General features: G+C 69.7%; 11 protein-coding genes. 5 read left to right on the top strand and 6 right to left on the bottom strand.

All coding sequences use genetic code 11. The features are described 5' to 3' along the window. Positions 1 to 378 precede the first annotated feature (378 nt). Positions 379 to 1326 carry a helix-turn-helix transcriptional regulator gene (locus tag E1284_RS33190; protein WP_131944119.1) on the bottom strand — a complete coding sequence of 316 codons (948 nt, stop codon included), beginning with the start codon at positions 1324 to 1326 and terminating at the stop codon, positions 379 to 381. Positions 1327 to 1442: 116 nt separating this feature from the next. Between E1284_RS33190 and E1284_RS33185 the strand changes: the two genes are divergently transcribed. Then, positions 1443 to 1967, top strand: a complete 525-nt coding sequence (locus tag E1284_RS33185; protein WP_131944118.1) for a DinB family protein — start codon at positions 1443 to 1445, stop codon at positions 1965 to 1967. Between the two features lie 27 nt (positions 1968 to 1994). Here E1284_RS33185 and E1284_RS33180 read toward each other — a convergent pair whose 3' ends face one another. Both E1284_RS33180 and E1284_RS33175 read right to left on the bottom strand, forming a co-directional pair. Then, on the bottom strand, positions 1995 to 2258 hold the full coding sequence (locus tag E1284_RS33180; protein WP_131944117.1) for a hypothetical protein: 264 nt from the start codon (positions 2256 to 2258) through the stop codon (positions 1995 to 1997). 123 nt (positions 2259 to 2381) lie between these two features. Then, complete coding sequence (locus E1284_RS33175; protein ID WP_131944116.1) at positions 2382 to 3401, bottom strand: TerC family protein; 1020 nt, start codon at positions 3399 to 3401, stop codon at positions 2382 to 2384. A gap of 263 nt (positions 3402 to 3664) precedes the next feature. Between E1284_RS33175 and E1284_RS33170 the strand changes: the two genes are divergently transcribed. From E1284_RS33170 to E1284_RS33160, 3 genes are all read left to right on the top strand, one after another. After that, entirely contained in the window at positions 3665 to 4318 is a 654-nt protein-coding gene (locus E1284_RS33170) for a DUF2238 domain-containing protein (protein ID WP_131944115.1), read from the top strand. A 465-nt stretch (positions 4319 to 4783) separates the two neighbouring features. After that, positions 4784 to 6055 carry a GNAT family N-acetyltransferase gene (locus E1284_RS33165; protein WP_165965521.1) on the top strand — a complete coding sequence of 424 codons (1272 nt, stop codon included), beginning with the start codon at positions 4784 to 4786 and terminating at the stop codon, positions 6053 to 6055. Between the two features lie 21 nt (positions 6056 to 6076). Next, the gene (locus tag E1284_RS33160) at positions 6077 to 7462 is read left to right on the top strand and encodes a RuBisCO large subunit C-terminal-like domain-containing protein (RefSeq protein WP_131944113.1); all 1386 of its coding nucleotides are present in this window, start codon (positions 6077 to 6079) and stop codon (positions 7460 to 7462) included. Here the strand turns inward: E1284_RS33160 and E1284_RS33155 are convergent, their stop codons facing one another. The 3 genes from E1284_RS33155 to E1284_RS33145 form a co-directional block, all read right to left on the bottom strand. After that, positions 7463 to 8875 carry a serine/threonine-protein kinase gene (locus tag E1284_RS33155; protein ID WP_207924090.1) on the bottom strand — a complete coding sequence of 471 codons (1413 nt, stop codon included), beginning with the start codon at positions 8873 to 8875 and terminating at the stop codon, positions 7463 to 7465. It abuts the gene before it with no gap. Positions 8876 to 9036: 161 nt separating this feature from the next. After that, entirely contained in the window at positions 9037 to 9399 is a 363-nt protein-coding gene (locus tag E1284_RS33150; RefSeq protein ID WP_131944111.1) for a DsrE family protein, read from the bottom strand. A gap of 179 nt (positions 9400 to 9578) precedes the next feature. Further along, positions 9579 to 10241 (bottom strand): GIDE domain-containing protein, encoded by a 663-nt coding sequence (locus E1284_RS33145; RefSeq protein WP_131944110.1) that lies wholly within the window; start codon positions 10239 to 10241, stop codon positions 9579 to 9581. A 110-nt stretch (positions 10242 to 10351) separates the two neighbouring features. Between E1284_RS33145 and E1284_RS33140 the strand changes: the two genes are divergently transcribed. Continuing rightward, the gene (locus E1284_RS33140) at positions 10352 to 10840 is read left to right on the top strand and encodes a heme-binding beta-barrel domain-containing protein (protein WP_131944109.1); all 489 of its coding nucleotides are present in this window, start codon (positions 10352 to 10354) and stop codon (positions 10838 to 10840) included. Positions 10841 to 10868 lie beyond the last annotated feature (28 nt).

Raw genomic sequence — 10868 nt, 5'->3', positions numbered from 1 at the left:
GGACGGCCGGAAGGCGGTCACGTCGTCGGGAGCGGGGGAGCCCGGCCGTCCGGGTGAGCGGACGGCCGGAGGTTCGGGCCGCCGGGCGGGAGACCCGGATCGACGGGTGCTCGGGGGTGGTCGAGTCCGTCGATGGCGACAGTGTTGGCCCGCCGTTCGGGGCATGTCAATGGTTTCGGAAACCTTTCGAAACCGCCGATCTCACCTTCAGAGCTTTTCGCCTGGTCGCGCGGCCACTTGTGCAAGCATGTCCAAAACCATGACGCGAGGGTGCACTGCAGCCAATCAGGTCAGCCTTGCGGTGATCGAAACTTTCTGCCCAACTAAAAGGACTTTCGAAGCCTCGTTGTCAAGGCCCGCGGACGTGATCGGCCGAGGTCATGCGTGGAGGAACCGGGTGGCCCAGGAGTGGAGTTCGGCGCGCAGTTCGGGGGGCTCCAGGACATGGACGCCGACCCCCACGACCCCCAGCGCCATCGCCGGCCAGGCCAGGTCGTCGGACGTCATGCGGATGCGGCAGTGCCCGGCGTCCACCTCCTCGACGGTGCACCAGCGGCCGATCCGGTTGCGGACGGTCGCGGCCGGGGCGTCCACCAGCACCTCGACCCGGTAGGGGCGCGGCATCTCCAGCAGACCGCTGCGGACGAATTCGGCGGCGTCGGCGGCGGGCAGTTCGCGGGGGCGGAACCGGGCGCCGGTGGCGGCCGGGGCGGTGAGGCGGTCGAGCCGGAAGCTGCGCCAGTCCTGCCGGTCGAGGTCGTAGGCGACCAGGTACCAGCGGCGGCCGAGCGGGACGAGGCGGTGCGGTTCGACGTGCCGGTCGGTCCGGCCGCCGTTCGCGGCGGTGTAGGCGAAGCGGAGGCGCTCGCCGTCCCGGCAGGCGAGCGCGATCACGGTGAGGACGGCCGGGTCGATGCCCGCGTCGGAGGAGCCTCCCCAGGTGGCGGGCACCGTCATCGCCCGCAGCGCGTCCACCTGGCGCCGCAGTCGGGTGGGCATCACCTGCACCACCTTCGCCAGGACCCGCACCGACGCCTCCGCGATGCCCTCCACCCGCGTCGCGGAATGCAGGCCGACGGCCAGCGCGACGGCCTCCTCGTCGTCGATCACCAGCGGCGGCAGGGCCGCGCCCGCCGCCAGCTGGTAGCCGCCGTCGACGCCGCGCTGCGCCTCGACCGGATAGCCCAGCTCGCGCAGCCGGTCGACGTCCCGGCGCAGGGTGCGGACGGAGACCTCCAGCCGCTCGGCCAGCTCGGCGCCCGGCCAGTACCGGTGCGTCTGCAAGAGGGACAGGAGCCGCAACGTCCGGGAGCTGGTGTTCGCCATGTCTCCCAGCCTCCCGCATTTCAGGTCAGGAAGTGGCCGCAATGCCCCCTAGCGTGGACGTAGACCGAACGGACCGGGGAACGACCCGGACAACGACCGGAGAGAAGGCGGAGGCCATGACCATGACCGAGCAGCTGACGGGCGAGCGGGCCGACCTGCTGGCGATGCTGGCCAAGCACCGGCACTTCCTGCGCCTCACCACCCGCGACCTCACCGACGAGCAGGCCGGGCTGCGGACGACGGCGAGCGAACTGTGCCTGGGCGGGCTCATCAAGCACGTCACCTCGGTCGAGCGGGGCTGGGCCGAGTTCATCGTGGCGGGCCCGTCCGCGATGGGCGACTTCACCCAGATGACCGAGGAGGACTGGCAGAAGCGCGCGGACGAGTTCCGCATGCTCCCCGACGACACCCTGGAGGGCGTCCTCGACGCCTATGCCGAGGTGGCCCGCCGCACCGACGAGCTGGTCGCCGCGCTGCCGGACCTGGGCGCCGTCCAGCCGCTGCCGAAGGCGCCCTGGTTCACCGACACGGAATGGTCGGCGCGCCGGGTGATCATGCACATCGTGGCGGAGACCGCCCAGCACGCCGGCCACGCCGACATCATCCGCGAGTCCCTGGACGGCGCCAAGAGCATGGGCTGACCCCGCTCGGCTCTACCGGGAGACGCGTCACCACTCCTGGACGCGCCTCATGGTGGCGGCGACGCTGGAGTAGGGGCGGTCCGTGTCGGGCCGCCACGACAGCCCCGCCACCACGGCGGCCCCCTCGCGGATCTCGAAATGGAACCGCATCCCGGTCGCGCCCTCGCCGTTGGCCACGGCCTGGCGGTGCCGGGTCAGGCAGGCCTCGTCCAGGACGTCGAGGGCGTCGTCGTAACTGCTCCCCTCGCCGAGCCTGCGGGCCGGCCGGGTGGTCTCCCAGACATCGAACATCGGTCCTTCGCCTTTCCGGCTGCGGGATGAGCGCCTCCCAGTGTGCAGGGAGCGACGGCTCCGTGTCCGAGAGTCACGAAAACCCGTGTGAGTCCTTCGTCGGAGAGCTGCGGCGGGGCGGGGTCAGCCGCGGGCGGGCTCCTCCTCGCGGGGCCGCTTCTCGCGGCGCTTGCGCAGGGAGCCGGCCTTCGCCCGCTCCTCCGGGTGCGCGTGGACGCGGATGATGCTGGCCGCCGTGGTGAACAGCAGGATCGCGAGGATCACGCCCAGCGACAGCGGGGTCGGGATCTCGGGTACGGACGTGCTGACGTCCTCGTGCAGGAACTGCAGGATCAGCTTGGCGCCGATGAACGCGAGGATCACCGACAGGCCGATCGACAGGTACACCAGGCGCTCCAGCAGCCCCTCGATGAGGAAGTAGAGGGCGCGCAGGCCGAGCAGCGCGAACGCGTTCGCGGCGAAGACGAGGAACGGGTCCTTCGTCACGCCGAACACGGCGGGTATGGAGTCGAGCGCGAACAGCACGTCCGTGCTGCCGATCGCGACGAACACCAGGAGCAGCGGGGTCATGACGCGGTGGCCGTCCTCGTGCGCGAGCATGCGCCCGCCGTGGAAGCTCTGGCTCACCGGCAGGATCTTGCGGGCGCGGCGGACGAGGAAGGTGTCCTCGACGTCCGGCTCCTCGTTGCGGTGCCGGATCAGCTGGACCGCCGTCCAGATCAGGATCAGCCCGAAGATCAGGAACGTGAAGGAGAACAGGTTGATCGCGGCGGCGCCGATCGCGATCAGCACCACGCGCAGCGCCAGCGCGGCGGCGATGCCGAACAGCAGCGTCTTCTGCTGGTACTCGGCGGGCACCGCGAACCGTCCCATGATGATCACGAAGACGAAGAGGTTGTCGACCGACAGGCTCTTCTCGACGATCCAGCCGGAGAAGTACTCGGTGCCCGCAGTCGACCCGCCGAGGCCCCACACGGCCAGGCCGAACAGGACCGCGACGCCGATGTAGAACACCGACCAGAACGTGGCCTCCTTGATGTGCACCGCGTGCGGCCGCCGGACGGCGACGAAGAAGTCGAGGACGAACAGCGCGGCGATCAGTCCGATCGTCGCGCCCCAGGCCCAGAGGGGTACGTCGAGCATCCGGCAGGCTCCTCGTGAACGGGGCGTCCGCTGACCTATATCCGTTCTGCCGCGCTTCTACCCCCGCGGGACGCGCGGGCGCCGCCGCGGGTAAACCTCCGATGATCTCAAGGCGTCCTGTACTGCGAGGTCACAGGCCGCGCGCTCCCGGCCGTCGCACACGCGGCCGGGGGTGCGCCCATCGCCCGGGGGACGGACCACTCAGGGGCGGTTGAGTAGTTGCGCCGATGCCGCCCGCCCCGCCGACGGCCAGGCTTGCGGGCATGGACACTTCGCGTTGGCGCCCGCTCGCACTCACCGCCAAGGCGGCCCTCGCCGCCCTGCTCGCGCTCGCCGTGGCCTTCCCCGAATGGGACCGGTTCGCGGACAAGGCGATGGGCGTCCGCGTGGCCGCCTACCCCGCCGCCGTCATGCTCGTCACCCTCGTCTGGGCGCTGCGGTCGCGGCGCGACCGGGGCAGGCCCTTCCCCTGGGACGTCGACCTCCTCGTGACGCTCCCGTTCCTCGTGGACGTCGCCGGGAACGCCGCCGACCTCTACGACACGGTCGGCTGGTTCGACGACGCCTGCCACTTCGGGAACTGGGCGCTGCTCAGCGCCGCCGCCGGCATCGGGCTGCGCCGCTGGGGCGGCCTCAAGCCGTGGACGCTCGCACTGACCTGCGCGGGAGCGGGCGCCATCGCGGCGATCCTGTGGGAGTTCTTCGAGTACGGCGTCTTCATCCTCGACACCCCCGAGACCGTCACGATCTACCGCGACACGATCGGCGACCTCATGCTCGGCCTCGCCGGCTCCACCGTCGCGGGCCTCCTCGCCGCCGCCCTCGCCCGCCGCGGCCGCCCTCGCGCCGCTGCCGACCAATCCGAACGCGGGGGAAGCCGGCCCCGTACAGCAGGGCACTGGATCCGGTCACGGTAAAAAGGAGCAAATGGTGCGCAAAGACATGCTTGCGCACGGCGTCGTCAGCGCACAATGCGGCAGTCTCGACATGCAGGTGTGGCGCGCTGGTCACTTACAGATGCCCCTGTCGACGAGGACGTGACCGCTATTGGTCAGTTGGAATGGTCCAAGGATTCGTGTGGGACCTGCTAGGGGGTCGCGTGACACCGATCATATCGGCTGCTAACGGGTAAAAGGCCAGGTAGTGCTCACCGGCGACGGCCGCAACCATGTTTCTGGCCGCTTCAGGCGAAATCAATACCGATCTATAGGATTGAGTTACAGTGAAAACGAGATGCCTCATCGGATGGCTTGAACGCGAGGGAAGCCATGATTCCCCTTCAGCAAGCAGTGATGCCCGCGCCTGAAAGGGGCCGGTGGGAGCGGCGGTCGACGGTGGTGGAGCCGGCCACGCAGGACGACACGCCCTACGTCATGCGCGCCATGGAGAGCGCGCTGGCCCCGTACTACGGGGGAGACCACCGGGCGCACGCCAAGCGCCTCATCAGAACCCACCTCGACGGCGGCGCCGATCGGCGGGGCTCGCTCTCCGCACGGCAACTGCTGCTGATCTTATGGCAGCACGGCGAGCGGCGCGGCGTGCTGAACCTGGTCTTCAAGCGCCAGGACACCTGCAAGATCAGTCCTCTGATCGTGCACCCGCAGAGCGACGAGACGCTGGGGCTGGGCTCGGTGTTGCTCGCCGCGGCGGAGGCCCGCGCCAAGCTCCAGCGCGCCCGGCAGCTCTACTGCACGGTTCCGGAGAGCAACAGACGCTCTCTGGAGTTCTTTCTCCAGCATGGCTTCGTCATCTGCGGCTACTCCCCGGACCAGTACAAGGACGGGGAACGGGAAGTGTTCCTGCGCAAGCCGCTGGAACCCTCGGTGCCGGCGGAGGGGTCGACGATATCGGTGACGCGGGCGACCGAATCCGATTGGGCGGAGGTACGCCGGTTCCTGCTGCCCGCCGTCCGGGACGAAGTCCGGGGAGCAAGCGGTCAGTGGCTCGAATCCCTGCGCAGGGGAACCCTGACGATCTCCCAGTTGGAGAAGGGTGAGAAGCGTCCCGCCTGGGTCTTCGCAGCGCGCGATCGGACCGGGGCGGTCCGGGCGGCCGCCATTGTCAGCAGCAAGAAGGGCGATGCCCTCAAGGTCATGCCGCTGGCGGCCGCCGACGATGAAGGATTCGAAGCGCTCATCGTGGACCTCCCCTCGCTGCTCAAGGGGAAGGGACGCAAGGCTTACGTGCATCTCGTGCCGGACGCCGAACAGGTCACCCTGCTCCAGGCGCACGGCTGGCGGCTGGAAGCCATGCTGCCAGGGGCCTACCACGAGGGCACGGTGACGCAGCAGTGGGCCTTCCCGCTGCGAGGAAGCGAATACGTGCGCAACCTGAGGATCCGCGACCAGTACCTCCAACTGATCGCGAGCGGCCGAAAGAGCCTGGAGATCCGCGTCGCTTACGAGCACCTCCGCTCGATCAAGCCGGGGGACCGGCTGCGGCTCCTCTCGGCGAGCCGGGAGATCCGCTGCGACGTCGTGGACGTCCGCTCTTACCGCTCCTTCGAGGACATGCTGCGAAAGGAGGATGTCGACCGCGCGCTGCCGGGCACGACGGCGGACGACGCACTGGTCCGGCTGCGGGAGATCTACCCCCCGGCGAAAGAGCGCCTCGGCATCCTCGTCATCGAGCTCCGTAAGGCGAACAGCGAGTAGAGGCAGGGCGTCGGCAGGGCTGTGATCAAGGTCAGCGTCGAGGCGCACATCAGCAAGGACGGCAAGCCTGCGAGTGAAGATGCGGTGGAGGCATGCATCAACCAGTGCGTCGCCGACGCGGTCGAGGGCTCGTTCGACGAGTATCCGAGCCATCTGCGCAGCCTCCTGCGCATCCGGGGGACGCTCCTGCACGACAAGTCCAAGAGGTCGGCGGGGGCAACGAAGGTCGACTTCGGATTCGGCTTGCCCGTCGAACTGTTCCCGATTGACAGGGGCGGCTTCCAACTGCTGGTGAGCCTGCTCGCCGGCGACATGTTCCCCACCCAGATCCAGGACTACTCCTGGACGAATGTGCGGGTCCATGAGGTCGAGTTACCGGAGGAGCTGAGGAAGCAAGCCTTCGACGTCTTCCGGAAAGACCGTGCGCACACTGTCAGCGAGTTGCGGACGATATTCGACCTTCCGGACGAACGGCCGCTCCTGGCGTTCTCCCTGAAGCCGCGGGTCGGTCTCACCTTCGCCGAGACGCGAGAGATCACGCTCGAGGTCCTGCGGGCGGGCTTCAACCTCGTCGAACTCGACGCACGCAATCTCGCGTTGCGCTCGGCGAGCATCGAGCAGTGGATCGAGTTGGGCATCGAGGCGGCGGCGGTGGACGGCCACCAGACCGCGTTCGCCCCCAACCTCTCCATGCCGCCCACCCAGCTCCTCGATGTGGCGACGCAATGGACCGAGAGCATCGCGCCCCACGGGCCGCCCGTACTCAAGATCGACGGCGGCCTCGACGGCCTCTCCGGCATCCAGGGGGTGCGCAGGAGCGACGCCGGCCGGCACCGTCCGATCATCACCTGCTATCCCATACTCCGGAACCAGCTTTCCAGCGCGATCGGTACCGGCACCTGGGTCGACCTGCTGTCCCTCAGCGGAGTGGACATCATCTACCCGGGCGGCCGCCCCACCTTCCCCAAGGAGCGGCGGCCGGTCTGGGGCTCGCACGTCGAGGGCTGGCGCCGCTCGGCCCGTTCCTACGACGAACTGCTGAAGCGCGGCTGGCCCATGCCGACCATCGCGGGCGGCATCCACCCGGGGCATCTGCACGCCTGCTACGAGCTTCTCGGGCCCGAGGTGGCCTACTTCCTGGGCGGGGCGGTGGCGCTCCACCCCAAGAGCCCGGCCAAGGGCGCCCAGCTGTGCGTCCGGGTCCTGGAGGAGGCCATCGACCTCGCCAGGCAGGCCGCCGACGCCGGCGACGAGCACAGTGACGCGCTCTCCACCCGGCTGCTCCGCGAGGTCGGGCGGGCGAAGTACCCGAAGACGGAGCTCAACTACTACCCGCCGAAGAAGATCTTCCGTTCCGGGCGTTCCGGCGGCTTCGCCCCGCAGACCTTCTACCGACGGAAACTGTGACTACGGCCGCCAGTCGTCGAGCGGGACGTACCGGGGGCGTTCCAGCCGGCCGAGCGAGGCGTCGGCGAGCCAGCCCGCCCAGCGGTCGGTGAACTCGTCCAGGTCACCGGGTTCCATGCGCCGGAAGCGCCAGGCGACCCGATATTCGGAGATGCCGCCCCAGAGCGCCCGCGCGGTCCGGTCGCCCGGCGGCAGCCCGACGGGTGCCGTGCCGCCCTGGCGGCGGTCGGGCGCGGAGAAGGCGAAGGCCGTCTCATACCAGCCGAAGGGGGACGCCTGCTGTGCGTCGCAGTACCACAGGGAATGGCTTCGTCCGACGTATCCGCTCCTGTCGGGTGGGCAGCTCAGCGTGATGGTCGCATACGCGATCACGGTGAAGGAGGGGTGCGGCCAGCCGTCCCATGGGTCCGAACCGGCCTCGGCCGGCGGTCCGACGCTCAGCTGCGCCTCACCAAGTCGCAATGTCGCTTGGCCCGCCGCCGTTGTGAGCAGCCGCGTCGACGGAGCGGATCCGAGTATCGCCTCCTGCAAGGACGCGGCACAGCGGGCCATCTTCGTGCGCGCCGCCGCCACGAGATCGGCCCGGCGCTCGGCCGCCGACCGTTCCCGCGACTCGTCCCGCGAGAGTTCGCCGACGCGCCGGACCTCGGCTCGGTTCGCGTTCTGCAGGCGCCGGTGTCCGGGGGTGGTGGTGGGCGAGAGCCGCCGGAGGCGTTCGCCGATGTCGGCCGCCGCCGGCCGGGCCGCGGGTGCCTTGAGCAGGCACTCCTCGACGAGCGTGGCAAGTGCGACGGGAGAATCGTGCAGCGGGGGCGGAACCCGGTGCAGATGCTGCTCGCGGATCTCGTGGACTTCCCGGCCCACGAAGGGCGGGGTCCCGCTGAGCAGCTCGTAGGCCAGTACACCCAGGGAGTACACATCTGCTGCGGAGGTGGCGCGCTCTTCACGCCAGCGTTCGGGCGCCACATAAAGGGCGGTCCCCTGATGCTTCTTCGTGTCGGCGGCGGTGGTCGCCTCCGCGTAGCGCGCGATGCCGAAGTCGGCCAGGCACCAGCGGCCATCCAATAAGAGCACGTTCTCCGGCTTCAGGTCTCGGTGCACGACGCGGCCGGCCAGCGCGGCCAGCGCCGTGGCGATGTCCGCCAGTATCGGCACCGCCGCCGGGACGGAGAGCTTCCCGCCCGCGTCCTCGAGGTGCCGGCGCAGCGAGGTCTCCGCCAGCGGCATGACCAGAACCCAATGGTCGGCGGTTTCGCCGCTGTCGATGATCGATACCACGTTCGGTGCATCGGCCACGTCGGCGAACAGCATTTCCCGTTCGGCTCCGGGTGCTTTCGGGATCAGCTTCGCTGCGCATTCGCGGGCCCCGGAGCGAACGAGGTGCACCCGGCCGAATCCGCCCTCTCCGATCACCTCGCCCAGTTCCCATTCGCTGTCAGGCCAGATTCTCATCGGATGCTCCCCGGAAACGCCGGACCCAGGTCAGTACAAGGCCGATCCTATGAGCGTCGCGGCATTGCCGGCCGCAGAACGGCGGTGTGGACGCGGGATCCGGAGAATGGTGTGCGCAGCCGTCAGTAGACGAGCGCCTGGACGTCGTCCAGGGTGATCTCCTCGACGAAGGTCGGCGCGCCGGCGATGCGGATGCCGGGCAGGACGTCGTCCGGGCCGATGTCGCGGCGGGCCGCGCACTGGGTGCAGAGCGTGACGCGGCCGGCGGTGAGGACCACGGTGAGCAGGTCGTCCAGGGGAGTGGCGTGCGGCAGGGAGAACTCGGCGGCCCGCCCCGGCAGCGCGAACCACGCCGACTCCCCGGTCAGCCACAGCGAGACCGGGACGCCGCTGGCCGCGGCGGCCGCCGCCACCGTGAACGCCTGGTTGCAGCGCTCGGGGGCGTCCGCGCCCGCCGTCACCTTGATCACCAATGGTCTCGCCATAACCGCACTCTAGTGCGGGCACCGCACGTACCATCCTGCGGTGTGAGTGGCATGGTGCACGCGGGGATCCTCGTCCTCGCCCTCGGGCTCATGGCGGTCGCCGCCGTCCTCTTGGTGATCCGCCTGGGCCGGTTGAAGTAGGCGGGCCGGCCGGGCCGGGCAGTTCGGGACGGTGGGCGTCAGTCGAAGTAGAGGTAGTCGATGCCGACGATGGCGCAGCAGATGAGGAAGATGGCCGCGCCGCCGCCGTAGCCGATGCCCATGAACAGCACGGCGCGGCGCTGGTACTCGCGGCGCGTCCGCGTGGAGATGGCGTACTGGCCGGTCTCCTTGTCCTTGCCGATGGAGCCGCCCGTCGAGGTGCCGAGGACGTAGACGGGCCGATCGGCCGGCAGAATCCACTCCTCGTAGCGGTACTCGATGACGTCCTCGTCCAGGCCGGGCAGTTGCCCGTTGTCGGTGCGCCGCTCGTCCATCGTCTGGACGGGCCCGTCTACGGCCGCGTTCTCGGGGGCGATGACGACGCGTCCGGTCGCGTCCTGGAGATAGAAGGGCGCCTTCGACTTCTCCTCGATGAAGGTGCGCGTGCCCCGGCTCGTCTTGGCCGTCGCCTTGGTCCGGTACCACGCGCGGGGCGTTCCGGAGAACGGGGCGGGGCGGACGGGAACGGCCGTCCCGGTGACCTGGCAGGGTATGCCGGCGTGCATGCCGGCGACTCCGGCGCAGTTCGCCTGGACGGCGCGGCGCAGGTTGCGGAAGCGGATCCGCCAGACCCAGCCGACGGCCAGCAGGCCCGCGGCGATCAGCAGCGGAATGAACATCGCCATGGTGAGGCCGGACACGCTCCCATGATGTGGACGGGACGCGGCCCCGGACAGGGACGGCGGTCCCCTTTCGCCAGGGATGGCGGGCGGGACGCGGCGGGCGCCGCGCGCCGCTACGCTCGGTGCCCATGGATGTCCCTGAGCTGCACCCGGACCTTGAGCCCCTGAAGTTCCTGCTCGGCACCTGGGAGGGCGCCGGGGTGGGCGGCTACCCCACGATCGAGTCGTTCAACTTCGGCCAGGAACTGTCCTTCACCCACATCGGGAAGCCTTTTCTGATCTATGCGAGCCGCACCTGGATGATCGAGCCGGACGGCACGCTCGGGCGTCCGCTCGCCACCGAGACCGGCTACTGGCGGCCGCGGCCCGACCACCAGGTCGAGGTGACGCTCGCCCATCCGACCGGCATCGTCGAGATCTACGTCGGGAACGTGGCGTTCAACCGGGTGGAGTTGCAGACCGACGTCGTCGCGCGCACGGAGTCGGCCAAGGAGGTCACCGGCGGCCACCGCCTCTACGGCCTGATCGGTGAGGACCTCGGCTGGGCCTACGACATGGCGGCCGTCGGCCAGAAGCTCCAGTCGCACCTGTCGGCGCAGCTCAAGAAGGTGTCGTAGCGGGTCTGGGCTGGCTCTTATACACATC

Origin of the sequence: Actinomadura bangladeshensis (assembly GCF_004348335.1) — a bacterium.
GTDB classification, from domain to species: domain Bacteria; phylum Actinomycetota; class Actinomycetes; order Streptosporangiales; family Streptosporangiaceae; genus Spirillospora; species Spirillospora bangladeshensis.
The sequence above is the reverse complement of the archived record's forward strand: the minus strand, read 5'-3'. Positions and strand labels throughout refer to the sequence as shown.

Bases quoted from the DNA above. Each gene is read 5' to 3' on its own strand.
- E1284_RS33190 (WP_131944119.1), bottom strand. From the start codon at position 1,326: ATGGCGAACACCAGCTCCCGGACGTTGCGGCTCCTGTCCCTCTTGCAG.
- E1284_RS33185 (WP_131944118.1), top strand. From the start codon at position 1,443: ATGACCATGACCGAGCAGCTGACGGGCGAGCGGGCCGACCTGCTGGCG.
- E1284_RS33180 (WP_131944117.1), bottom strand. From the start codon at position 2,258: ATGTTCGATGTCTGGGAGACCACCCGGCCGGCCCGCAGGCTCGGCGAG.
- E1284_RS33175 (WP_131944116.1), bottom strand. From the start codon at position 3,401: ATGCTCGACGTACCCCTCTGGGCCTGGGGCGCGACGATCGGACTGATC.
- E1284_RS33170 (WP_131944115.1), top strand. From the start codon at position 3,665: ATGGACACTTCGCGTTGGCGCCCGCTCGCACTCACCGCCAAGGCGGCC.
- E1284_RS33165 (WP_165965521.1), top strand. From the start codon at position 4,784: ATGGAGAGCGCGCTGGCCCCGTACTACGGGGGAGACCACCGGGCGCAC.
- E1284_RS33150 (WP_131944111.1), bottom strand. From the start codon at position 9,399: ATGGCGAGACCATTGGTGATCAAGGTGACGGCGGGCGCGGACGCCCCC.
- E1284_RS33140 (WP_131944109.1), top strand. From the start codon at position 10,352: ATGGATGTCCCTGAGCTGCACCCGGACCTTGAGCCCCTGAAGTTCCTG.